General features: G+C 52.2%; 18 protein-coding genes and 1 tRNA gene. 15 read left to right on the forward strand and 4 right to left on the reverse strand.

What is annotated here, in order from left to right:
• Window positions 1–148 precede the first annotated feature (148 nt).
• Window positions 149–1,993: an RNA polymerase sigma factor RpoD gene (rpoD, locus tag LBW88_RS19950; RefSeq protein ID WP_224933918.1), complete on the forward strand. Its 1,845-nt coding sequence runs from the start codon at window positions 149–151 to the stop codon at window positions 1,991–1,993.
• Between the two features lie 50 nt (window positions 1,994–2,043).
• On the opposite strand, the gene LBW88_RS19955 is transcribed toward rpoD, so the two are convergent.
• From LBW88_RS19955 to LBW88_RS19965, 3 genes are all read right to left on the reverse strand, one after another.
• Window positions 2,044–2,802, reverse strand: coding sequence for a substrate-binding domain-containing protein (locus LBW88_RS19955; RefSeq protein WP_224933919.1), 759 nt, complete (start codon window positions 2,800–2,802; stop codon window positions 2,044–2,046).
• 88 nt (window positions 2,803–2,890) lie between these two features.
• The gene (gene mug / locus LBW88_RS19960; RefSeq protein ID WP_224933920.1) at window positions 2,891–3,406 is read right to left on the reverse strand and encodes a G/U mismatch-specific DNA glycosylase; all 516 of its coding nucleotides are present in this window, start codon (window positions 3,404–3,406) and stop codon (window positions 2,891–2,893) included.
• Entirely contained in the window at window positions 3,403–3,990 is a 588-nt protein-coding gene (locus tag LBW88_RS19965; protein WP_224933921.1) for a TetR/AcrR family transcriptional regulator, read from the reverse strand. Before LBW88_RS19965 ends, mug begins: the two co-directional genes overlap by 4 nt.
• 136 nt (window positions 3,991–4,126) lie before the next feature.
• Here LBW88_RS19965 and LBW88_RS19970 point away from each other — a divergent pair, with 136 nt between their 5' ends.
• The gene (locus tag LBW88_RS19970; protein ID WP_224933922.1) at window positions 4,127–4,909 is read left to right on the forward strand and encodes an SDR family NAD(P)-dependent oxidoreductase; all 783 of its coding nucleotides are present in this window, start codon (window positions 4,127–4,129) and stop codon (window positions 4,907–4,909) included.
• Between the two features lie 202 nt (window positions 4,910–5,111).
• A tRNA-Ile gene (locus LBW88_RS19975) sits at window positions 5,112–5,187 on the forward strand.
• A 910-nt stretch (window positions 5,188–6,097) separates the two neighbouring features.
• Here the strand turns inward: LBW88_RS19975 and LBW88_RS19980 are convergent.
• Window positions 6,098–6,802: an MgtC/SapB family protein gene (locus LBW88_RS19980; RefSeq protein WP_034828565.1), complete on the reverse strand. Its 705-nt coding sequence runs from the start codon at window positions 6,800–6,802 to the stop codon at window positions 6,098–6,100.
• 859 nt (window positions 6,803–7,661) lie between these two features.
• Here LBW88_RS19980 and LBW88_RS19985 point away from each other — a divergent pair.
• From LBW88_RS19985 to LBW88_RS20040, 12 genes are all read left to right on the forward strand, one after another.
• Entirely contained in the window at window positions 7,662–8,402 is a 741-nt protein-coding gene (locus LBW88_RS19985) for a hypothetical protein (RefSeq protein ID WP_224933923.1), read from the forward strand.
• Window positions 8,403–8,493: 91 nt separating this feature from the next.
• A complete protein-coding gene (locus LBW88_RS19990) occupies window positions 8,494–8,976 on the forward strand; it encodes a hypothetical protein (protein WP_224933924.1) in 483 nt (160 codons plus the stop codon).
• A 20-nt stretch (window positions 8,977–8,996) separates the two neighbouring features.
• Complete coding sequence (locus tag LBW88_RS19995) at window positions 8,997–10,199, forward strand: tellurite resistance domain protein (RefSeq protein WP_224933925.1); 1,203 nt, start codon at window positions 8,997–8,999, stop codon at window positions 10,197–10,199.
• Between the two features lie 49 nt (window positions 10,200–10,248).
• Window positions 10,249–11,757: an SrfA family protein gene (locus LBW88_RS20000; RefSeq protein WP_224933926.1), complete on the forward strand. Its 1,509-nt coding sequence runs from the start codon at window positions 10,249–10,251 to the stop codon at window positions 11,755–11,757.
• Window positions 11,758–11,774: 17 nt separating this feature from the next.
• Entirely contained in the window at window positions 11,775–14,843 is a 3,069-nt protein-coding gene (locus tag LBW88_RS20005; RefSeq protein ID WP_224933927.1) for a virulence factor SrfB, read from the forward strand.
• A complete protein-coding gene (locus LBW88_RS20010; protein WP_224933928.1) occupies window positions 14,843–17,536 on the forward strand; it encodes a putative virulence factor in 2,694 nt (897 codons plus the stop codon). The genes LBW88_RS20005 and LBW88_RS20010 overlap by 1 nt, the downstream gene beginning before the upstream one ends.
• On the forward strand, window positions 17,530–18,519 hold the full coding sequence (locus LBW88_RS20015) for a hypothetical protein (protein ID WP_224933929.1): 990 nt from the start codon (window positions 17,530–17,532) through the stop codon (window positions 18,517–18,519). The genes LBW88_RS20010 and LBW88_RS20015 overlap by 7 nt, the downstream gene beginning before the upstream one ends.
• Complete coding sequence (locus LBW88_RS20020) at window positions 18,516–20,477, forward strand: vWA domain-containing protein (RefSeq protein WP_224933930.1); 1,962 nt, start codon at window positions 18,516–18,518, stop codon at window positions 20,475–20,477. Before LBW88_RS20015 ends, LBW88_RS20020 begins: the two co-directional genes overlap by 4 nt.
• Window positions 20,477–21,205, forward strand: coding sequence for an ABC transporter ATP-binding protein (locus LBW88_RS20025; protein WP_224933931.1), 729 nt, complete (start codon window positions 20,477–20,479; stop codon window positions 21,203–21,205). The genes LBW88_RS20020 and LBW88_RS20025 overlap by 1 nt, the downstream gene beginning before the upstream one ends.
• On the forward strand, window positions 21,195–22,409 hold the full coding sequence (locus LBW88_RS20030) for an ABC transporter permease (RefSeq protein WP_224933932.1): 1,215 nt from the start codon (window positions 21,195–21,197) through the stop codon (window positions 22,407–22,409). Before LBW88_RS20025 ends, LBW88_RS20030 begins: the two co-directional genes overlap by 11 nt.
• A gap of 35 nt (window positions 22,410–22,444) precedes the next feature.
• A complete protein-coding gene (locus tag LBW88_RS20035; protein WP_224933933.1) occupies window positions 22,445–24,031 on the forward strand; it encodes an SUMF1/EgtB/PvdO family nonheme iron enzyme in 1,587 nt (528 codons plus the stop codon).
• Window positions 24,032–24,039: 8 nt separating this feature from the next.
• Complete coding sequence (locus LBW88_RS20040) at window positions 24,040–24,483, forward strand: IrmA family protein (protein ID WP_224933934.1); 444 nt, start codon at window positions 24,040–24,042, stop codon at window positions 24,481–24,483.
• Window positions 24,484–24,514 lie beyond the last annotated feature (31 nt).

Consider the following 24,514-nt stretch of genomic DNA (forward strand, 5'->3'; position numbering starts at 1 on the left):
GAATTCAAGCGGCTTAAGTGCCGATATATGAAGGGCTGAAGCCCTGGCCGCGTTGAAGGCAGCGGCAAAAACACAACGCCTTCACTGTTATAGTTGGCTCGCTGCCGACCGACACCAATCTAATTAACAGAAGTGTGGATACCGTCTTATGGAGCAAAACCCGCAGTCACAGCTTAAGCTGCTTGTCACCCGTGGTAAGGAGCAGGGCTATCTGACCTATGCTGAGGTCAATGACCATCTGCCGGAAGATATCGTCGACTCCGATCAGATCGAAGACATCATCCAGATGATTAATGACATGGGTATTCAGGTTGTTGAAGAAGCACCTGATGCCGATGATCTGATGCTGAATGAAAACAGCAGTGATACTGACGAAGATGCCGCTGAAGCTGCCGCGCAGGTACTCTCCAGCGTTGAATCTGAAATTGGTCGTACTACTGACCCCGTGCGTATGTATATGCGCGAAATGGGTACCGTTGAGCTGCTGACGCGCGAAGGCGAAATCGACATCGCCAAGCGTATCGAAGACGGTATCAATCAGGTTCAGTGCTCTGTTGCCGAATACCCGGAAGCCATCACCTATCTGCTCGATCAGTACGATCGCGTGGAAGCGGGCGATTCTCGCCTGTCTGATCTGATCACCGGCTTTGTTGATCCGAACGCGGAAGCAGATGTTGCCCCTACCGCGACCCACGTCGGTTCTGAACTGTCTGAAGAAGACCGTAACGACGACGAAGAAGAAGACGAAGATGGCGATGACGACAGCTCTGACGATGATAATTCCATCGATCCAGAACTGGCGCGTGAGAAATTCAACGACCTTCGCACTCAGTACGAAACCACCCGTACGGTGATTAAAGCGAAAGGCCGCAGTCACGCTGATGCCGTTGCAGAGATCAACAACCTGTCTGAAGTGTTTAAACAGTTCCGCCTGGTACCGAAGCAATTCGATTACCTGGTGAACAGTATGCGAGTGATGATGGATCGTGTGCGCACGCAAGAGCGCCTGATCATGAAGCTGTGTATTGAAATCTGTAAAATGCCGAAGAAAAACTTCATCACTCTGTTTACCGGCAATGAAACCAATCCAAGCTGGTTCAAAGCTGCGCTGGCCATGAATAAACCCTGGTCAGAAAAACTGTTGGAAGTTGAAGACGACGTAACGCGTTCACTGCAGAAATTGCAGCAGATCGAAGAAGAAACCGGCCTGACCATCGAGCAGGTTAAAGACATCAACCGTCGCATGTCGATCGGCGAAGCCAAAGCGCGTCGTGCGAAGAAAGAGATGGTTGAAGCGAACTTGCGTCTGGTTATTTCTATCGCGAAGAAATACACCAACCGTGGTTTGCAGTTCCTTGATCTGATTCAGGAAGGTAACATCGGCCTGATGAAAGCGGTTGATAAGTTTGAATACCGTCGTGGTTATAAGTTCTCAACTTATGCGACCTGGTGGATTCGTCAGGCTATCACCCGTTCTATCGCTGACCAGGCGCGTACCATCCGTATTCCGGTGCATATGATTGAGACCATTAACAAGCTCAACCGTATTTCGCGCCAGATGCTGCAAGAGATGGGCCGTGAGCCGACGCCGGAAGAATTGGCTGAGCGTATGCTGATGCCAGAAGATAAAATTCGCAAAGTGCTGAAAATCGCTAAAGAGCCGATCTCAATGGAGACGCCGATTGGTGATGATGAAGATTCGCATCTGGGCGATTTTATCGAAGACACCACGCTGGAGCTGCCGCTGGATTCTGCCACCTCAGAAAGCCTGCGTTCAGCCACCCACGACGTGCTGGCGGGTCTGACTGCGCGTGAAGCGAAAGTCCTGCGTATGCGTTTCGGTATCGATATGAACACCGACCACACGCTGGAAGAGGTTGGCAAACAGTTTGACGTTACGCGTGAGCGTATTCGTCAGATTGAAGCCAAGGCGCTGCGTAAGTTGCGTCACCCAAGCCGCTCCGAAGTACTGCGTAGCTTCCTTGACGATTAATCCTCGTTAAGACGAAAAAAACCCCGGCTTGCCGGGGTTTTTTATTGCCTTCAAAACGGCGTCAGCCCTTTTTCCTGCATCATTTTGCGCGCTTTGTCGCTCTGCAAATACTTCACAAACTGCGCCGCCGCCTGCTTCTGCTGTGTGCTGCGCGTAATCACCGCGCCGTATAGCGTATCCTGCTGCACCGTTGGCGGAATCAGTCCGACGATGGTAATCCCCTTCACTGCCTGCAGTTCACTGTTCTGCTGGAAGCCCAGCTCCGCTTTGCCCTGCGCCACCGCTTCACCCACCGGCGTGGCAGGGATCACGGACACTTTGCTGGCGGTCTTCGGCCCCAACTTCAGCTTACTCAGCATCTTGCCTTGAATATATTTGCCGCTGGCGCTGTCTGATATCGCGATGCTGGATGCTTCCGTGAGGACCTGCTTGAATTTCGCCACGGTGCTGATATCCGGCGGCGTCATGCCCTGCTTCACCGCCATCGCGATATAGGAGTGCGCCAACACCTGATGACTGCTGCTATCAACAAATTTAGCCTGCTCCAGCGGTTTAATGGCGTAATCGACCATCACCAGCACATCGGCATTATCCTGACGTTTCAGACGATTAGGGATGGCCTGCGGCGTATCGCCCATCGATGGCGCCGCTTCCAGCTGCAGGGTATTGCCGGTTTGCTGCTGATAATCCTGCTTCAGGCTCTCAATTACCGGATACATGCCACCGGAGCTAAACACTTTCAGCGTCTCCGCCTGTGCCGTTTGTTGCGCCATCACCAGCAGCGCCGCTAACGCGAGTGTGCGTTTCATCTTCCCTCTCTTTATTTGCCATAAAGATTTGGGTTTAGTCAGAAACTGCAAATTGAACAACTTCAGGGCCGCGTTAAGCGGAGCACGCTCACGCGTTATTCTGTAACCAATCATGAAGTTGGCGATAAGCCGCCGCCATCTCCTCAATCGTCGCGCGGTTCAACCCGCTGGGATTCGGCAGCACCCACAAACGGGTTTCGCCCAACGTTTGCGGCTGCTCGCCCCACTCCACTTTGCGCTGTCGAAATGCTTTCTGGAACGCATCCTTGCCCAGCACCGCCAGTGCGCGCGGCTGATAACGTAAGATTTTGTCCTGCAATCGTGCCCCACCATCGCGCAACTCATCACCCGCCAACTCGTTAGCCTGAATAGTGGGACGCTCAACCAGCATGGTAATGCCACAACCGGTTTCCAGCAGTCGCTGCTCCTGTTCTGGTTTCAGCAATTCGCGAGTAAAACCGGCCTGATGGATCACTTTCCAGAAGCGATTGCCGGGATGGGCGAAGTGAAAGCCGGTGTGCGCCGAAGATTTGCCCGGATTGATGCCGCAAAACAGCACCTGCAAACCCGGTGCAATGATGTCCTGAATATCGTGTTCGCTCATGCGTTCTCCAATCCTGCGCGCTGTTTCACCGATTGACGGCTGATCGCCAGCATAGTGCGCGCTTCCTCATCATCCGGACAGGCACGCGCCAGCGCTACCACACCGACCATTTCGGCCAGTATGCTGGCGGCGACGTCATCAGCCTGAGGATGATGCATTTCGTTGAGTGCCTGTGCCAGTCGCTGACGCACCGCATCGCGACGTTGCGAAAACAGCGTGCGTGTCTCAATCGGCAGATGGGCAATTTCACTCACCAGCGCAGGCATCGGGCAGCCTTCTCCCGGCGTGTTGCGATGGTGCTCAGAGAGGTAGTTGTCGATCAGTTGCGTCAATCGCTCGGCTGGATCTTCGAGTTGGGTGATGGCGGCAAAGCGCTGCGCTGAATCGGCAAACATCTCGGCAATCACCGCTTCAACCAGCGCTTCCCGCGAATCAAAGTGGGCGTAGAAACCGCCGTGTGTTAAGCCCGCGCGCTTCATCAGCGCCGCCACGCCAATGCCTTCGGTGCCGCATTCGCGCATCACCACTGCTGCCTCATCCAGTATGCGCTGCCGCGTGCGCGCCTTGTGGCTCAGCTTTTCCATCTCTCACCATCCTACTCATCGTTTATGGCAATCAGTGTAATTATTACGATCATCATATTCCAGCTTGACGAAAAATATGATGATCGTCATATTAAATTCCATCAGATATGACAACCATCATTTACAGGAACCGACCATGACACAACAACTGGCTTTGATTACCGGCGCATCCAGCGGAATTGGCGCAACCTATGCAAAACAGCTGGCCGCGCGCGGCAGCAATTTGATTCTGGTGGCACGTGATGCGTCACGTCTTAACCAGCTGGCGCAATCGCTGCGTGACGCTCACGGCGTGGAAGTGAGTGTGCTGGCGGCGGATCTGACGCGCACTGAAGATTTGCAGCGTGTGGCGCAGACCCTTGCGGACAATGAGCAGATTACGATGCTGGTGAACAATGCCGGGATGGCAGTCGAAGGCGAGTTCGTCGCGGGTGATATCTCGCAAATCCAAACCATGCTGACGTTAAACATCGTGGCGCTGACGCAACTTGCACACGCTGCCGCACAGGCATTTAGCCGCCGTGGCGAAGGCACGATTGTGAATATCGCCTCGGTGCTGGCACTGGTGAATGAAATGGCGAATGGTGCGTATAACGCCAGTAAAGCCTTTGTGCTCTCGCTGACGCGCAATATGCAGCGTGAGCTGGCGGAGAGTGGCGTGCGTATTCAGGCTGTGCTGCCAGGTTTAACCCGCACCGAGATCTTCGAACGCTCAGGGAAATCGGTTGATGACCTTCCGGCTGAGAGCGTAATGGAAGTGGAGGATTTAGTCGCTGCGGCGCTGCACGGGCTGGATAGCGGCGAGCTGATCACTATCCCTTCGGTGGAAGATGAGGGGCTATGGCAGAGCATGGAGAGCGCCCGCTTTGCCATTCTGCCGTTTATCTCGTTAAATAAGCCGGCTTCACGGTATTTGTGAGTTATGAGCCAGGTTGAGGCGAGGGGGATTGGTTGCCTTGTCTCAAAAACCTGCGGAGGTTGGGGGCTGATTGAGCGATCTTAGGGGGTGGAAAGAGATTTTTTCTTGGAGATCAAGGAGTCAGAGATTGTTCTAAATTTCACCAACCGATTGGCGAACGCTGGATCACCCCTCCGAGATACTTTATAATCCCCGCTCCGCTGGCCCCTTAGCTCAGTGGTTAGAGCAGGCGACTCATAATCGCTTGGTCGCTGGTTCAAACCCAGCAGGGGCCACCAAATTCTCCATTCCAATCAATAGCTCATAATAATTTATAATCTTTCAATTGATATAGTTGCTTAGCGACGTCCTAATCCCGCTCTCATAATATTTAGCTAGTTTTATAATCACCCAGCTTGAAATGAAATCAGCAACTCACGGGCGGGCATGGAATGTTTAAGCCGGACTTAATTTTCTGGAATAAATCAGCAAAGCAGTGAATCAGAGAGCTTAACAATGCGTAAAATCCTCCACTCCGAATACACGTTCCGGCGGTCACACGAAGGTGTGGCTGCCCCGACGGTTTTTTCGGGGGTTACCCATGCAATCAAGAACTCGAGCGTTTCGCCGCCATCATATGAAAAGGCTCAAAGCTAAACGCAGTCATTATAATAATGCTGCTTACAACTGGCCTAAAGGCGCGACTATCGTCAATATCGGTAAGGCTTACCATACGCCATGCCCCTGTTCATGCTGGATGTGCGGACATCCGCGTACACATCACGGAATGAACATGCAGGAAATGAGAGCAAGAGCCAAACACCAAGACTAAGCTGCTGAGCCCATCTCAATGGTGGGCTAACTCCCGACAAGTACCTTCTGATAAACCACCTTAATTACGTATGCTTTATACAAGATTTCTAAAAAATGAAAAAAGCTCTTTTATGGTTAATTCAGTCATTTATCTACCTCATACCCATCGCAGCTGTTGTTGCAGGGATCTACATTTTTGCCTGCTTTATGCCAAATTACGCAGCCTTCCTCAGCATATCCTTGGTGATCGTGGTTTCCTTCATCTACATCAAATACAACAGATGGTATTGAATGTTTCCAACACCATCTGTCAGCACTCTCTTTTAACATCCAAACCAAGTCATCGATGTTAGAGTTTCCCAACATGTTGATGGGACGAAGTCGAAACCCAAACAATCACTCCCCTTCCAACCCGCAAACCTGCCACCGCACCGAACTCACGCCCTTCTCCAGGCTAATCCGTCCCACCAGACTCTCCAGCTGATCCGTCATGCTCGGTTTCCCCAGCACTTCCGCATTCACTTCCATGCGATGCGGCGGATTCATATCTTCGCTGTGCAGTGATTGCAGGCGTAATCCGCTGCCGCCGAGGCTGTGCAGCATCAGGCTGCGCACCTGCACTTCATCCTGCGCCAGACAGATGATCTGCACTTTATAGTGCTGCACCACTTCTTCCGCAGGCACCAGGCTCTGACGATTAATCCCCTGTGCCAAATCGCGCAGCAGAATATTGGCGCAAAGAATCACCATGCAGCCAATCGCCGCTTCCAGCAGCAATCCCATGCTACACAGCACACCCACGGCGGCGGTGCACCACAGGGTTGCGGCAGTATTCAGGCCACGCACGTTCAGGCCGTCGCGCATGATCACCCCGCCGCCGAGAAAACCGATGCCAGAAACCACATAGGCCGCTACGCGTGAGGCATCAGTGGCGATGCCGGGTACGCTTTGCGTCATCAAAACAAATAAACAGGCGCCAGTGCTGACCAGCGCATTTGTGCGCAAACCGGTCATACGTTGGCGAAGCTGGCGCTCGCTGCCAATCAGCGCGCCTAAAACCAGCGCGACAGTGACGCGCAGTAAAAAGATTTTCCAATCCATCATAAACCTCACTCCGCTGCTTCAGGCAGGCGGAACTTCAGGGGGGGTAATAAATGGATTACAGCCGGTGCCGCTACCGCTGAAACTCAGCAGCATCACGCAAAAAAACAGGGGGAGATTCTGGAAGGAAATCCACTGTCTTAACGCACGGTTAAGACAGCGTTGAAGGCTATCTTACCGCAGGGACCTTTTGTAATCGTTCGGGACAGGTGTCCAATGCAGTTATCCTCTTGGGGTAAAATTCGGCGCGATTGTAAACCTCGCGCCGGTTAATTGCTATCCAACTGCGCTTCTGTTTATTGAAGGTTTATGCAGCTGCGCACATCGCCAGCAAGGTTAAACGCGCTGGTATGGCTCTATTCTGGCGTCGCTAAAACAGTTGCAAGATAGCTCCCACTCCTTCCGAAGGGACAAAACCTCGCTCAAAGTTAAGCAATATTAATGGTTTTGTAATTTATTAATTAAGGTTAATCGGATAGCTTAAGGCGCGGAATAATGGATGTGGCACTCAACGCTTAAAAGAGTTCCACATTGAACTTAGGATTGCGTGATGAAAGACGGTCCTGTTGGGTGAATTTTCGTTCTATACCCATAAATTTTACTCTTCAGCACTAAATATTTGATTTGGTCTGCCGATGTCTATTAAGCGTCGTTAAGACCTGAGACTTTCACACCTGCTTTTAAGATTTAAAGGTAAGAACAGGTTCAACGATCTACTGCTATTTATAGTAGTAGTTTTTTAATAAGACTTATGCTGGGAAGCAATAACCAGTCAAACGTTAAATCAATAACAGCAATAGTGTCGATGGACAGCACACTTTTTTCGCTCTGATCCATTCGATATTTTAAGGATAAAATAATGGCGAATACGTTTAAACGCAGCACATCCTGTCTGCTTGTCTCTCTCACCCTGCTGCTTGGTGGCTGTGCTAATACCGGTAGCTCCCTTTTGTCAGGCACCAAACCTGATCCGCGTCTGACCAGTGGTGAACAATCCCAATTATTTAGCAGCTCAGCTGCGCAGGGTTGTGGTGTAGGGGCTCTGGCGGGTGCAGGCTTGGGTGCTTTGACCGGTGCTCTGGCTGGAAATGGTAAAAAAGCCCTCGTGGGCGCTGCTGTTGGCGGTGCTGCCGGATGTGCTGCCGGTGTAGCGGCAAACTACTACCTTGATAGTCTGAAAAAAGATTACGCCACCACTGCTGACCGCTTGCAAGCAATGGACAAAGACATCAACAAAGATACCGCAGATATAGCGAAAACAACCGCTGCAATGAAAGCGGTAATCCATGACAACAGTGCAACACTGACCAAAATTAGCGTGCAGAAAGACAAAGCTGGCTTTGATAAAGCCGGTGCCAAAAAAGAACTGGCCCAGATTGACGCAAACGTCAGCGTGATGAAAGACAAAATTAAAGTTATGAAAGAGAAGAGCGATGGTTATAAATTCGCTATCAGTGGCCAGACCACCAGCAATGCCAAAGACAAAGCCCAACTGACCAAACTTAAGACCGAGTATAACGAACTCAATAATCAGATTACCGTGCTGGAATCTGAGACGGATGGTTTATACAGCCAACGCCAGGCTATTTCACTGGGTTGATAATGACGGGCCGATACTATTATCGGCCCTGTTTAGCACTCTTCGCTGTGTACGACATTTTGTTCAGCTTTCTGAATACATGGACGCCTTCATGAGAATTTACGTTTTACTCGCTTCAATACTCCTTGCTGGATGTGCCACATCTCCTCAAGACTGTGATTTGCATGCTCAAGACCCGAGCTTTCTTACCAAATTGAGTTGCACCTCCTCGGGTGGTTACAGACAAAAAGTCGACGATCAAGAGCGCCATGTTCTGCAAAGCCAGCGTGACAATAAAATTGCACAACAAAACCTCGCTGATACCCAAACCAGGGAACAAGCATCCAGTCAGAAGCTGGCAGATGAGCAAACGCGATTAAAAGCAGCACGTTCTGATCTGGCACAGACATTGAAAAAGCTTAAATCCGGCAAATCCAATAGTCAGCAGCGCCAGCAAGAAATTAATGAACTGGTGAAGCTACAGCAACAGTCCCAACAGGCTAACAGTGCCAGCGACGTTGCCGACATCGAGCAGAAAATCGCTGCCGCCAAAAGCAGGATTAAAGTGCTAGAGCAGGCTAACTCAATTCAATAACCGTCACCTGAGTGGCGGGATTGTTTTCTCGCCCCATAGCCAATCGGCATTTACAGCTAATAAAACCAAAACGAATCTGGGCTATGCAACGACTAACTAGATCAGCGCCAATTGATGAGGCAACGCTCACCACCTACGAGGAAACGGTCGCCATTATCCACCGTTATCTTCCCCCTGCTCTCGCGCTGTTGTATGCAACAGCGCGTCGCAGCGCAGAAGGGAATCTGGAGTGGTGGACCGCGCGGCAGGGTCTCGCTACGCCGTTGTCAGCGCTGAGCGACGCTGAACAAGCCCAGATTCAGTCTAAGCGGCAGGAATACCAAGATACGGTTGCCAGCTTGATTGAACAGCTTACCGCGCGCGGAGAAACTCATCCGGCCCATGCACTGCAAACCTTGCTCACTCATTCTCAGGCTTTGGCGTGCTATGGCGTTGGGGGTGAACCGGTTTTAATCAACTGGGCCATTCCAGTTCAACAAACGCCAGCAGAGATAACACCTGCGCCACAAAGGCGAAAATTACTGCCATGGATGCTCTTGCTGCCCTTATTGCTGTTGCTGGCACTCGCGTGGTGGTGGTATCACAACCGTTCACCAGCCGCCCTCCCCGTGCAACGCGAAATGCCTGCTGCAGTGACCGATATCTCGCCGAAAAAGACCCAGTTAACGCCGGAAAATCCCAGCGTTAATCTTGCCAAAACCAAGGACTTTGGCCGAATCAAAGTCAATTTGACCTGGCAGCAGGGCCCAAATAAACAGCCAGTAGATCTGGATGTTGCCGCCTTCGTTCGATTGAAAAATGGCAAAAACGGTGGCGTGGAAGCACTCAGTAAATTCCTGGGTGACTACGACAAACCGCCTTTCATGCTATTGCAAAAAGATCTGCGCGACGGCGGAAATCAAGATGGCGAATGGCTCTTCATCAACGGCAGCCAATGGCAGGAGATTGATGAAGTGCTGATTTACAGCTTCATCTATGGTGGCGCGAATAACTGGCAGGGGCTTGATGCCACTATCACCCTCTCTGTTCCAAACCAGCCGCCGATCACCTCCACCTTAGTGAATGGGGATGAACGTCATGAAGTGGCAGCAATTGCACGTTTAAAGAACGTTGAGGGTGACCTCCATGTTGAGCGGCTCAACAGCTTCTTCCCCGATCGTGAGTCATTGGCTAAGCATTACGGCTGGAACTTTGAATGGACGCCGGGTGCCAGCAAAAATTAATCACCGCCATGTGACTTGCGTTAATTAGCAGCCCTAAAAGGTTTAGACAATGCGAAATTCGATTCAGGGACCACTGTTACGTACCGGGAACAACTCTTCATTCAAAGCGCTGGGTGAAACCGGCTACCCCGTATTTAAAATGGCTTTTCAATTGCGAGAGGCCATCTACCGCCTTGATGCTGGGCGCGATTTGGCCCGGCATCTTGCCGTTCCACAAAATGAGCAGGGCGGCGATCGCACTGACTGGTACAGCAGTTTTTCCGGTGATGTCATTCCCTGGAGTGGCGCCACGGAAAGCGAACGCGCTTCGGCGCGTCAGCAATTCACCGAATTCCAGATGGCAGTCCAGGCGTTAAGTGAAAAGATGTTGAATACCGAAAGCAGTCACGCGGGCGGCGACCGGCGGGTATTTGCGCAGTTATTAACATCGGCGGTTAGCTTTCCAGATGATGAGTTTCTTTATTTGGTGAATGGGACGTTGGTGATCACGTTCTGGGGATTTGTTCATCCCACTGGCGAGCAGCGCAACCCGATGCACTGGTTGCAGCCCGGCTCAGTGCCTGCGCCAGTGCAAACGCACATGGCTCCGGTCACACCATCCATCAACCAACCTTTAGCACAACCGCTGTCAACGGCGACCCACACCATTGAAACAGTGACACACACCCAACGCAGGAGATGGAGTTGGCGCTGGTTACTATGGCTGTTAGTCGCCCTGCTCTCTCTTGCGCTGATTCTGGGATTGTTGCGTGGCTGTGTTCCCTCACTTTCACTACCCGGTTTGCCCAAATTATCTGGTGATAGGCATCACAGCCTTCCTGTTAGCGATACAGGGAATAGAGGAGTTGAGGCCAATCCTTATAACGACTCATCCGTTGATATCCCTGTGAAAAGTGTTCAAGCCAACGCGACCAACAAGGCGCCCATAACAGGTTCTGCTGAGGCACCTCCGGCTCTGGATGGTACAGGCTCGCAGATTGAAAAAGAGCCAACGGCGAATGAAACCGCGACGCCAGCGGAAGCCGCCAAAACGCAGCCAGAAGCGCCAGCCAACCCTGAGATGCCTGCAACTGAACCCGCAGCGGACACCACGGCAGCAAGCGTGCCAGAGGCACCCAATAGTGAATCGAAAAACCCTGCGGTAACCACTGATCCCCTCCCACCGGTCAAGGCCGCACAGGGCGATCCGCTGACACTGCCCACCGCGTTACCTGATGGCCCAGCGCAGTTTCTTAATGGGAAATGGCGGGTCAACGGCGGCATCCAGGACAAATTCACCGGCAAGCCTCTGCAGTTGCAATACAACTTTGATCAGGGCAAAGGGACCGTCAGTGTTCGCCAGTCCAATGGCGTAGTCTGCACCGGTCCGGCTTCAGGGAGAGTGCAAAAAGGCGCGCTCAGCATTACCAATCCTGAGCAGATGAAATGTAGCGATGACTCAAACTTTATCGGCCCGACCATAGCGTGCAAATCCCCCGCTTCTGGTCACACCGACTGTGTCGGTAGCAATGATGGGGATAAGACCTTCCCTATTCGTATGCTGCAACCTCATTCTTAAACAGGGACGAATAACTTATGTTACCTGAGATTATTTCTTTTGATCGCCAGATCACGCTGGTCGGCGACTCCGGAATTCAGTTTATGGATTTCGGTCTAAGCCCTAAACGTCAGCCTGCTGGGGAATTTGTTAAACTCGCCAATGGCGTTCTCACGCGTTTGATTTATAACGAGCCGCGCGATTACTACTTCTATCAGCCGACGCCTGACAACATTGAGAAGGCTAAAAGCCAATACGATATTCCCGTTGAGCAGAGCCTTAAAATGCTGGACAGCGTTTGGTTGCCGCTCCCGCTGTTCCGTTTCAGCCTGCCCAATATTTATCAGGAAGGCCCTCTGAATTGGGCGCGTTTTCGCATCGTTAAGCTGCCAGAGCCTGATATGGATGGCCATAGCCACCGTATGACAGTAGCGATTGATACCCGCATCATGGCCAAACAACAGTCAGCCGCTGACCTCAGCCCCAATCAAGAGGATGTGAATGCTGGCGCGACCTTTGCGGTGGCCACCGCCACTTACGCACTCAACTGGTATTTAACCCAGGATTGGGTCAAAGATTGGCTGGTTGATGTGTTTAAAGAAGCCAGCAAGGGCAGAGATATTGACGAACGTGAGGATGAAATTGCCCAGCAATATCCGCTGGCGCACTATCTTAACCTGCTGTCCTTGATGGCCGTTCCGCTGGAAGGTTTGCAGACCGAAACCGAACCTGTCATTGCCATACCGCAGATAAAGGTGATTGCCAATCGGGAGGTGAACGCCATCAAACCTATCCCTGTCGATCTGATCCTTGATGTAGGTAATTCACGTACCTGCGGCATCTTGATTGAAGATCACGGCCAATCAGGATCGGGCCTGATGCACAACTATGTGCTTAAACTTCGCGATCTCAGCACGCCTGAACATATTTATACCGAACCCTTTGAAAGTAAGGTCGAATTTGCGCAGGCGTTTTTTGGCAAAGATCTCTACTCGGTGCGTAGCGGCCGTCATGACGCGTTTCAGTGGCCGACCATCGCCCGTGTTGGCGGAGAAGCCAACCGTTTAGCCTCACGCCGTCGTGGAAGTGAGGGCTCTACCGGCTTGTCCAGCCCAAAACGTTATCTGTGGGACGAGAAGTTTTATGGGCAGGGCTGGCGTTTTAATAACAGCTCTGCGCAGGAGAGCAACCCGCTTGCCACTGCCGCTCCGTTTGCGAATCTGATTGATGAGAAAGGCGAGGCGCTCCACACCATTGAAGATGAGATGGATCGCATTCCAGTCTTTACTCCACGCTACTCACGCAGTTCTCTGATGACTTTCATGTTAGCGGAGGTGCTGACTCAGGCCATCAGCCAGATCAACAGCCCCGAGCAGCGTATTCGTGAAGGCCATGCCGGTCTTCCTCGTCAGCTTCGTCATATCATTCTGACGGTTCCACCAGGTATGCCGATGGCAGAACGCTGCATTCTTGATAGCAGAATGCGACAGGCGGTGGGCTTAGTGTGGAAATCTCTGCGCTGGCACACGGGTGAGAATGATCCTTATGAAGATGAGCAAGTTGAGCAAAACAAAAGCAACATCAAGATCCCGCTGCCTAAAATCCGCGTTGAGTGGGATGAAGCGTCCTGCGCTCAGCTGGTTTATCTCTACACGGAGATCAATCAGAACTTCGCCGGCCATCCTGAGGTGTTTTTCAATACGCTAGGACGTCCAGATCGTCAGGATCGCGAGACACTCACCATTGCGTCGATTGATATTGGTGGCGGCACAACCGATCTGGTCATCACCGATTATCGTTTGGATCGTAATGGCGTGTCCGGCGGTGGCGCAAACGTGCATATCATTCCTCAGCAGCGTTTCCGCGACAGCTTCAAAATCGCTGGGGATGACATTCTGCTTGATGTCATTCAGTCTTACGTACTCCCGGCTTTTGAGCTGTCGCTGCGTGAAACCGGTGTTCGCTCGGTCGAAACATTGATGTCTCAGCTATGCGGTTCACAAAATATCAGTGCCGCGGAATCCGTGTTGCGCCAGCAACTGAGTCTGCAGCTGTTTGTGCCGTTAGCACTACACATACTGGCTCGCTATGAGCAATACGATCCTCAGAATGAAAACACCCATCTGCTGATCAATCAGCGTGTCAGTGAGTTACTGCCAGCAGGCAGTATCAGTGACGAAGTTGAAAACTTTGTGGTGCGTGAAGTCAAAAAGGCGGGAGGCTCAGAGGGCTTCAAGCTGGCTGACATCAGCCTCAACATTGCGCTGGCGAAAATGCACAACGATGTGTGCTCAGGTAAGTTCAACATCGATAAAGTGCTGACCGCACTATGCGAAGTTTTATCCTGCTATCACTGCGATCTCCTGCTGCTCACGGGACGTCCGTCGCAGCTACCGGGCATCCAGGCCATTATTCGCCGCAATCTGCCGTTACCGCCGGGACGCATTCTGGCGCTGCATGGCTACCAGACCGGAACCTGGTATCCATTCCACAAAAACGGCCATATTCACGATCCCAAAAGTACCGCATCGGTTGGCGCGATGCTGTCACAGCTGTGCGCAAACCATAGCATTCCTAATTTCCATTTCCGCATCGCTGCATTGAAGCCTTATTCCACCATCCGCCATATCGGCACCATTGATATGGATAGCCTGATTCACGATGCGGACATTATCTATCGCCATATCAAATCGGAAGAGGGGCAGATCATCCTGCCGGTGTTAATTAATGAGGATGGAGACGCCACAACCGCTAGCATCGTGATGCGTGGTGACCTGCGCCTGGGTTACCGCCAACTGGATGCGGAGCGTTGGTCTGCTTCACCTCTTTACACGCTGCGTTTCAGTGAGTCAGGACGTGAGAAATTCTCAAAAGCGACCTCCTCAGACAGCGGTTCCCCGTACCTCAAGGTCCGGCTGACCATTGATAAAGGTAAAGCGGCGCGCAAATTGGGGCTCATTAGCGATCGTCTGACCATCGCTGAGGTGAGCAGCAATACCGATAAATCCTTTGGTAAGAATGATGTAGAGCTGGAGCTCAATACCATGCCCGACACGGGTCTGATTGATAGCCGTCATTGGCTCGATAGCGGGAGTGTAAAAAAATAATGAACAACGAACAAACGACACTGCAACAAGGTTGGGCGGCTATCGCTCAGGGCAGCCTGGATGCGCTGGGTTGGGTGAAAGATGTGCGCAGCGGTTCTCGCCGCCTGGATAACGAGGCCGACCAGCTTAACCTGAGTCTGCTGCGCACCCGTAATTTGGCAAACAGTCTTTCTCAGGTCTCAACCACGCCAATGACCGTGGGCTTCTTTGGCATCTCGCAAGCAGGTAAGTCCTACCTTATCTCGGCGTTAGCGGCGGGCAGCAATGGCGAGCTGGAAGCACGTTATGGCACCCGAGTGGTGGATTTTATTAAGGAGGTTAACCCGGTCGGCGGCGGTAAAGAGGCGACCGGTCTGGTGACGCGCTTTACCCGACATGCGCCCGAAGCGCCACAGGGTTTTCCAATTCCTTTACGCCTGTTCAGTGAAATTGATCTGGCAAAGATCCTCGCTAACACCTGGTTTAATGACTTTAACCATGAGCATCTCAATTATCAGCTCGATGAAAACCGCATTGAAGCATCGCTGCGTCCTTTCTTGCAGCGTGCTGTCCAGTCTGATGTCAACAATGGCGTCAGCAGTGAGGACGTGGTTGCGCTGTGGGATTATCTCAATGCATCCTTCAAAAAGTCGGTAGAAAAGCTTGAACACGCCTGGTGGCCGCAGGTGCTGAAGATTGCACCTGCGCTCAACCCGCACGAGCGTGCAGACCTCTTTTCTCTACTGTGGGGGGAGCAGCCAGAGCTGACGGAGACATACCGTTCATTGGCCCATGTGCTGACAAAACTCAACCACGCAAAAATGGTGTTCGCTCCGTTAGAAACGCTGATTGATCACAGCAACGGCAGCATTATGAATGTCGACAGTTTGAATCGTCTTGGTTCAAGCCAGGATCGCCAGGTTGAAATACGTTTCTGGAACGAAAGTAAACAAACCGGCAGCGCGCATTTGTCACAAGCAGAACTCGCAGCACTGACTTCTGAACTCATCTTCCCACTGGCGGAAGTCACCCCAAACAGCGTGATGGAGCAGGTCGATTTACTCGACTTCCCCGGCTATCGCGGCCGTCTCAAACTTCTCGCCTTAAAAGATGCGGCTCAGGCTGGTCAGAATCCGGTATCGCAACTTTTGCTGCGTGGCAAAGTCGCCTATCTCTTTGAGCGTTACACCGACAACCAGGAGATGAATGCACTGGTGGTGTGCGCCAGCTCGTTTAAACAGAGTGACGTGTCCGATGTCGGTCCGGTTCTCACGCGTTGGGTAGAGAAGACACAGGGCAAAACCGCCGAAGAGCGTGGCAAGAGCAAAACCGGCCTCTTCTGGGCGATTACCATGTGTGATATGCGCATCAATGACAATCTTAAGAAAACAGAGAGCCAGTTAAACGAAGCCTGGGAAGGCATGATGCATATGACGCTGCTGGAGCGTTTTGCTCAATATGACTGGTTAAAAGAGTGGTCGCCTGGCAAGCCCTTTGATAACTGTTTCCTGGTGCGTAAACCCGGCATGGATACGCCGTTCCTGATGCTCGACACTGTGCCTGGACAAGAAACTCTTAAAGAAGTGGCGATCACTGAGCGTTATCGTGATGTGATCGATACCATGGGCCGTGCCTTTGTCACCCGTAATAATGTGCATCTTCACGTTGCCGCGCCTAACGAAGCATGGCAAGAGATGCTTAAGCTCAATGATGGCGGAATCTCTCGTTTGACCGGAGCGCTACGTGGCGTGGCCCATCTTGAGTTCAAACTGGAACGCCTGCGTGAGCAGTTAAAGCAGTGTCGCATCGAAACGGCGGAAAAACGCCTCGGTCGCTGGTACCAGCATGATGGCGACGGCCAGCTCAGTAAAAAACAAGCCATTGCCAAAGATCTGTGGCAAGGCCTATCCGCCAGCCCTCAGAATTTAGGAGAGCTGGTTAGCCGTTTAGATCTGCCGTCCCATGAACTTCATAATATCTATCTGAGTATTCGCGATCAGGAACAAGAGCCGCAAACAGGGGCTGAATCACGCCCGCAGAATGCTTTTTCGAACAATCCTTTTGGCAGCAATCCCTTTGCCAGTAATCCCTTTGGTGATGCCACGATTGAGGAGTCGCCCGCCGCCGTTGCGCCTGTAGCGGAACGCATTGGTCGGGACGACGAATTCGCCCATGAGGCATTTAAAGCCTGGGTAGCCCATCTGAGGGAGTTATCACAGCAAACTGCTTACTGGCAACAACTGGCGATCAACCCTGAGACAATCAATCAGTTGTGTGAAGAATTAGTGACCGCTGCCACGCGTCTGGATCTGGAAGGCAAGCTCAAACGCGCACTGGCCGGTCAGGAGCAGGCGGGAACGCTCCGCCAGCAGCTACTGGCGCGCCAAACACAGCGTGCACAACTGACGATACGTGACTTTATTGCCTGGTTTGGCTACCTCGCACTGCCTGAAGCGCAAATCCCCAATAGCTATGTCGGCGAGAAGAAAAAAGTCTTTGCCCGCCAGGTCTCTCTTGCCAGCGATGAACTGCCGCAACTGGCGGCTGTTGCCCCGCAGCCGGGTGTTGCCTATATGGGTGACTGGCTATCGGCACTGATGAGTATCACCCTGGATAATGCCGGCCACAGTGCCACTCGCGATATCTCCATTGAACAAAACCAGCAACTTGGCCAGATCATCGGTCAAATGAAACAAGAGAATTTGCCATGCTAGCTAAAATTTTCCCCTGCGACCCTGCGGAACCGGGCTACGCGCAATTGATGGTTCGCCTGCGTGGTCAGGATGCCCTGCTGCCAACTCTCAACTTTACGCTGTGCAACAACGAGCAGAACTATTTGCAGCCCAACGGCAGCTGGAGCCCAGCACCGCACATGTTTACCGTCACGGGTGGTTATCCATTCGAAAAGGGCAGCGCTTTCCGTATTGGCCCGGACTTACTTGATCCCTTATTGGCCAGCGCCAGTCAGGTACAAATTCAGGGCCAGTTAGCCTCCGGTGAATCCCGTAGCACCACCCTGCAACTGGTGCGCGATGCACTATTTTCATCTGATGCACGCGGCCAGACTGCCCATTACGGCGGTAGCAGTGTGGTGGACGCCCCGACTGCTACACCTGAACCTGCTGTGGTTACTGAACCTGAACCCGCGCCCCCAGAACCGATTCATGCCCCCACCACATCGCGTCCCAAACGCAACAACTCTTTAGTACCGATCATCGTTGCCATCCTTTTGGTGCTACTGATCGCCGCCGGTGCGCTCTGGTGGTTTATGGGCCGAGGCAATGCCACCCCGCCAGCCGCTGAGAAGCAGCCAGAACCTCAGGCAACGACGGCGAATGCCCAGACCAGTGCCAGCGAGTGTTCGCCTGCAAACCTGGCGAGCCAGAATGAGCTCGATTTTGTGCAGAACTGCGTGCAACAGAAACTCGATAGTGACAAGTTGCTGACCATCATTCAGGCGGCCAAAGACGCGAAGAAATGCGGCGTGGCTCAACGCCTTTACGCGCACAGTGCTCAGGCCGGTGATACCAAAATCGCTCTCGCTTATGCCGGCGAATATGATCCACAGGATTACAAATCCAGCGAGTGCTTCAAAACCCCAGACGCAGATACCGCCGCTTACTGGTACGACACCGTGCTGCAAACCGATCCCGAAAACCAGAAAGCGAAACAACGCCTGGCGGAGTTGAGAAAATGATGACAAAGCATCTGCTTCGGCTCTTATTACCGCTATGTAGTCTGCTCTTGGCCAGTCAGGCTCTTGCTGCGGAGGGAGATAAGCCCCTGTTGCAAGAAGGGAAGAAAACGTTATTCCAACGCGTGTTGACTACACCAGGCTGCCAACTGGGCACCGAAGCGGGCGATGATAAAGGTCCCTTGCAACCCGCCTTTAGCAGCTTTTATGTTTATCAAAAAGCGGATGTGAATGGGAAAAGCTGGGTCAAAGTAGGACCGGATAGCTATGGCAAAACCATTGGCTGGCTCCCGCAGTCCTGCACCGTTGACTGGAAGATGCAGCTGACACTGGCGTTTACCAACCCGGCGAACCGTGACCGATTAGTGTTCTTCAAAGACAAAAAAAGCCTTGATGATATTCTTAACGCACCCGACCCGGTCTCGGTCGTTGCACCGCTGCGCGCTCACCTAAAACGCGATGGCCATGCAGATGGCGTGCTGGCACAAGAACCGGAATATTTTGTCGATCTTCAAAAGCAGTTCTATCTGTTGCCGATCCTCAGCGGTGAAGAGGTGATGACGGAGAGCGGCTTTTATACTCGCTTACTGAACGTCGCATCGGTGAGCAAGGCGGATCCTAATGAGAAATCGGCCGATGATGTTAAGCAGCTGAAAGGCTTCAATGCTTCGGTGGTTTTTGTTATCGACTCGACCATTTCAATGGGCCCGTATATCGATCGCACCAAAGAGGCGGTCAACAAAATTTATGACAAGATTAAGCAGGAACATCTGCAAGACCAGGTGAAATTTGGTCTGGTTTCCTTCCGATCCAGTACCAAAGCGGTGCCGGGTCTGGAGTTCACCTCGAAAATCTTCGCCGATCCTAACCAGGTTAAGGATGGAGAGGATTTCCTCAAGAAAGTTGCGGGTCTGAAAGAGGCCAAAGTCTCTAGCTCGTTATACGACGAAGATGCTTACTCCGGTGTCATGTCAGCGATTGATAATATCGACTGGAGTCCATTCGGTGCGCGTTACATCGTCTTAATTACCGATGCCGGCGCCATTGATGGCAGCAACAAACTTTCTGCCACGGGGCTTGATGCCAAACAGCTGCGACTGGAGGCAGGTAACAAAGGGATTGCGATTTATACCCTGCATCTCAAAACGCCTTCGGGCAAAGAGGATCATGCGAAAGCAGAAGGCCAGTACCGGGATCTCTCCAATTTCGACAGTACGCAGTCCAATCTTTACCAGTCCGTTGATGCCGGTAACTTGAAAACCTTTGGGCAACAGGTGGATACGCTGGCAGGCGCGATAACCGAACAGGTCAAAGCGGCCTACATGGGTGATGCGGCTATCGGCAGCGCACTCTATTCGAAAGATGAGGGTAAGAAGCCAACGCCAGAAGATAAATTGCTGGAAGATACCGCGCTAATTGGCCACGCCATGCAGTTGGCCTGGCTGGGTAAAAAGAATGACACTCAGGCACCACTGGTGTTCACGGCCTGGATCAGCGACCGCGATCTCATTAAGCAAAATATCCCGACCACCGACGTGCGTGTGCTGCTGACCAAAAGGCAATTGAGCGATTTAAGCGATGTCGTCAGCCAGATCCTGCAAGCGGCCAACGAAGGTATGATCTCACCCAACAAGATGTTTGAACGCCTGCGCACCGTTGCCGCCACCATGGGGGCCGACCCTAACCAGCTGAAGCAACAGGACAACGCCAAAATCAACGATCTTGGTGTATTAGGGGAGTATCTTGCTGATCTCCCGTACAAAAGCGACGTCCTGAATCTCGATGAAGAGACATGGAAAAGCTGGGATGGTTTGTCACAAGAGAAATTCATTCGCACGTTGTCGACCAAGCTGCGTTATTACCAGAAATACAATGCGGACGTCGATCGCTGGGTTGAGCTCGCCAAAGGGAGCGATCCGCGCGATCGTGTCTACCCGGTGCCACTGGAAATGATGCCCTGATGTTAGACATAGACGACTTGTGTGTTGTCCGTGGCGAGGGCGAGAGCGCTCATCCTGTTTACCTGCCGCAGCTGAGCCTGCGGCCAGGCCAGGTGGTGGCGGTAACCGGTGAAAGTGGTTGCGGCAAAAGCACGCTGCTTGAAGCAATTGGCTTAGTGCTTCGCCCTGCCAGCGTGGGACGCTTTACGCTGCAAGGTGAAACGTTGCTGGATGTTGCCTCTCTGCTTGCTCAAAATCAGCAAGCGAAACTGGCGGAGATACGCGCACGCCATCTCGGTTTTGTGCTGCAAAATGGCGGCCTACTTCCTTTCCTGAGCGTGCAGGACAACATAACACTGCCGTGCCAGCTGCTTGGCATGACGCCGGATATGGCCATGCTGAGCAGAGTGATTGATGCGCTAAAACTGGGCCCTCTATTGGATAAGTACCCGGCGCAATTGTCCTTTGGTGAAAGACAGCGAACCGCATTTGCCCGCGCCATTTTACATCGCCCCGCATTGGTGCTGGCCGATGAACCCACCGCCGCACTCGATCCACATAATGCGCAGCAACTGTTTAGCCTGTTTATTGATTTGGTTGCTCAGGAAAACATGATGGCACTGGTGGTTTGCCACGACTGGCCACTGGTGCAACGTTTCAAATTGCCCTGTTTGATTGCACATCCTGGTTCAGGTGCATCTGATTTGTCAGATGAACAAGCCCAGCGAGGAACCCACTTTGTCCTTTAACCGTACCCTGCTGCTGGGACGCCTGGCACTCAAGGATCTGTGGCACGATCACATCATCTCTTTTTGTATTGCTTCATCTCTGGTGGCGGTGATCGCTCCACTCCTGCTGCTATTCGGCTTGCGCTTTGGCATCGTCAGCCAATTACAAGATGAGCTCGCCAACGATCCCCGCAACCTTGAAATCAGGATGTTAAGCAGCGGCAATTATGATCCAGAGTGGATAGCACAGCTGCGCCAACGCCCCGACGTGGGCTTTGCCATTGGGCAGACGCGTTCGCTTAACACCCTTGCCGATCTGCAAGTAGACAGCAGCCATTTCATCGAAAATGCCGAAGTGATCCCGACTGATGTCGGCGATCCGCTGTTGGGCAATCTGAAGATTCAGCAGGAAAATGAGGTGGTGTTGACCCAGGAAGCCGCACGTAAATTGGCGGCTAAAGATGGTGATACCGTGACGCTACGCGTCAGCCGCCAGCTCGATGGCCGCCAGGAATGGGGTCGTAAAAGCCTGGTGGTCGCTGGCATCTTGCCTGCCACTTATTTCAATCGGGCGGCTTTCTTCACGCAATCTTCCTTACTCCTGCTGCTGGAAAATTTTAGAGACGGTTATGCCACCCCGGCACTCGGTGCCACTAGTGGGCAGCCATTGAGTGCCAAACCTCCTCGCTATGCGCGCGCCCGGTTATATGCCAAAAGCATTGATCATGTTGCCAGTCTGGAGCGCGATCTGCGCGCGCAACGCATCGAAACCTCCAGCCGACTGGCCGATATTGAAAATGTCAAAAGCATCAACCGGGTGCTGGGGCTGATTTTTAATATTATTGCCGGCACCGCGCTGATTGGCTGTATTGCCTCTCTCGTCGGATCGTTTATCGCCAACGTCGATCGCAAACGCAAACACATTGCCGTACTACGGCTTCTGGGCTTCACCGGCCCGGCTGTCGGCGGCTATGTCATTGTGCAGGGTTGCCTACTTAGCCTGCTGGCTTATATAGGCGGCTACGGCATCTATCTAATCGCCAGCCAAATATTTAACCGTGCCTTAGCCGGCAGCCAGGCGACTGACCAGATGCTGTGCAAAATAACCCTGACCCATAGCTTGCTGGCCATGCTGATGACCGTGGTCGTCGCGCTGGTGGTTGCCAGTATTGGGGCTTATAGGGCCATTAACATAGAACCTGCGCAAAGCCTGCGCGAAGTGTGATTATTTAATTCATCGATGATTAGCGGAGACTTTTCGTGACCTTAACGCCTGCTTCACTGCCCTACTGGTTAGTTTTTGGCCTGCTCGCCAATGTCTCTTCTGCTCTGGCAGAGCCGTGGACAGAAAATACCTGGAATCCCAAACCGGATGGCGAAGATATCGTCTTGCCGATGCCCTGCGAAGGCTCGATGGTGTTCCGTCGGGTAGAAATTCCGATGGCGGGTCCGCTTGATGACCTGCCGATTACCCTCGGCCAGGACAGTGGTGATTGGGGCGTGATTGAACACAGCTATCCCACCTTCATTGCTGGTAGCTTCACGGAGAAGAAAGCGAAAGGCCGCTATTACCTGATGGCGAAATATGAACTGACGACGTTGCAATATCAGGCGTTAACAGAAGGCACTTGCCCTACCCCTTCACGCAAACTCAGTTTACCCGTCACGGGAATCAGTTGGTTCGATGCCGTCAGTACCGCCGATAAATACAATCAGTGGTTGCGTACTCATGCGATGGATAAGCTACCCCAAGAGGATGGTGATGCCGGATTCTTGCGTCTGCCAACTGAAGTTGAGTGGGAGTTTGCGGCACGCGGTGGCCTGAAAGTGAATAGCGCCGAATTCCGCGATCAGCACTACCCGATGGACGACATGAAGAACTATGAGTGGTATTCCGGTGCGCAGTCTTCGAATGGCAGAGCACAGCTCATTGGATTATTGCAGCCCAATCCGCTGGGTTTATATGACATGTTGGGCAACGTGTCAGAGATGATGTTCAATCCGTTTTATCTCAACAAGCTCAATCGCCTGCATGGCCAGGCCGGGGGCTTCGTGGTGCGGGGTGGAAACTTCCTCTCAGGGCCGACAGAAATTCGCAGCGCCACCCGTAAAGAAGTGAATTACTACGATCAGGCGACGCCTTCCATCAGCAAAACGACCGGTATGCGTCTGGTTCTGGTGGCGCCTACCATCACCTCACCAGATAAAGTTAAGCTGCTGGAAAAAAGCTGGGAAACCCTTGGCGCGGAAAATCAGGCTAACAATAAGAAAGACGATGAAGCTAAAGACACAGTGAAAGCGCTGGGCAGCCTTGCGTCGAATGTTGACGACGCGGCGTTAAAACAGAAATTAAAAGACCTGGAAAATCAGCTACGCGCCAGCAATCAAAAACAACAGGAAGAGCGGGATCAGTCTATCCGTGCCAGCCTGAATTTAGGCTCTTTCCTCTGCACCAAGCTACAGGATGATGGCCGCTTCCTCGATTTCCTAAACCATAACTACGAACTGCTGTGCAAAAACAAAGACGCCAGCGATGCCAATTGCGCCATTCGCAAAACCAAGCTGGGCGAGCAATCTGACCGACTACAACAGCTCACTGGATATTACGCCAGTAGCCTCGTCGATGCGGCTACTCTTTATGGAAAAGACGGTCTGCAACACGAAGTCACGGTATTTGATCAAATGCTCACCTTAAACAAACGTCTTTCAGGACTAAAGCCTTTCCTCGCAACCCATTGGCAGAATCAGCAGAAGTATCTGGAGAACGGCAAGATTGATACCGCAGGCTGGTTGGATAGCTGCAAAAAGATTAATGCAGCCCCTCAGGCTATTGCTAAGGAAAAATAGGTAAGAACATGAAACGGTCAAAGAAGCCTGTTTGGGCAACGCTGCTATTCGTACTGGGCTGGCAGACGACCAGTCTTGCCGAAGAGCATCGCTATATCAGTATTCGCAATACCGATAGCGTGTGGGTTCAAGGCGTCTGTTCACTGGTATTCAGGCTAGATAATGGAGGGGCTGGAGAATTTGGCCCACTGGAAGTGAATATTGAGCTCAATGACAAAACGGGAAATGTTCTCGAAAAAGGCACATTAAATGTGGCGCCTTTTGGTGACAGTGATGCAACTCGCTCAATAGATGCCGCAACAGAATTTGATTGTGAGGCGGTGGAAAAGGCCAGCAATATTCGTATCGTGGAAGTCACGGAAGTTCGCGGCAATAGCACCAAAGTCGCTTTGCCAGTTACAACCTTTGATCCGCAGTATTATAAGCCATTGAAGATTTCAATCAGTCCGTAGCGTATAGCGAGTTAGTGGGGACAAATTGCTG

Source organism: Pantoea sp. alder81 (assembly GCF_020179835.1).
GTDB lineage: Bacteria > Pseudomonadota > Gammaproteobacteria > Enterobacterales > Enterobacteriaceae > Pantoea.

Coding starts and splice junctions, on each gene's coding strand:
- LBW88_RS19970 (WP_224933922.1), top strand. CDS start 4,127: ATGACACAACAACTGGCTTTGATTACCGGCGCATCCAGCGGAATTGGC.
- rpoD (WP_224933918.1), top strand. CDS start 149: ATGGAGCAAAACCCGCAGTCACAGCTTAAGCTGCTTGTCACCCGTGGT.
- LBW88_RS20020 (WP_224933930.1), top strand. CDS start 18,516: ATGATGACAAAGCATCTGCTTCGGCTCTTATTACCGCTATGTAGTCTG.
- LBW88_RS20010 (WP_224933928.1), top strand. CDS start 14,843: ATGAACAACGAACAAACGACACTGCAACAAGGTTGGGCGGCTATCGCT.
- LBW88_RS20005 (WP_224933927.1), top strand. CDS start 11,775: ATGTTACCTGAGATTATTTCTTTTGATCGCCAGATCACGCTGGTCGGC.
- LBW88_RS20000 (WP_224933926.1), top strand. CDS start 10,249: ATGCGAAATTCGATTCAGGGACCACTGTTACGTACCGGGAACAACTCT.
- LBW88_RS19965 (WP_224933921.1), bottom strand. CDS start 3,990: ATGGAAAAGCTGAGCCACAAGGCGCGCACGCGGCAGCGCATACTGGAT.
- LBW88_RS20015 (WP_224933929.1), top strand. CDS start 17,530: ATGCTAGCTAAAATTTTCCCCTGCGACCCTGCGGAACCGGGCTACGCG.
- mug (WP_224933920.1), bottom strand. CDS start 3,406: ATGAGCGAACACGATATTCAGGACATCATTGCACCGGGTTTGCAGGTG.
- LBW88_RS19990 (WP_224933924.1), top strand. CDS start 8,494: ATGAGAATTTACGTTTTACTCGCTTCAATACTCCTTGCTGGATGTGCC.
- LBW88_RS20025 (WP_224933931.1), top strand. CDS start 20,477: ATGTTAGACATAGACGACTTGTGTGTTGTCCGTGGCGAGGGCGAGAGC.
- LBW88_RS19985 (WP_224933923.1), top strand. CDS start 7,662: ATGGCGAATACGTTTAAACGCAGCACATCCTGTCTGCTTGTCTCTCTC.
- LBW88_RS19980 (WP_034828565.1), bottom strand. CDS start 6,802: ATGGATTGGAAAATCTTTTTACTGCGCGTCACTGTCGCGCTGGTTTTA.
- LBW88_RS19955 (WP_224933919.1), bottom strand. CDS start 2,802: ATGAAACGCACACTCGCGTTAGCGGCGCTGCTGGTGATGGCGCAACAA.
- LBW88_RS20040 (WP_224933934.1), top strand. CDS start 24,040: ATGAAACGGTCAAAGAAGCCTGTTTGGGCAACGCTGCTATTCGTACTG.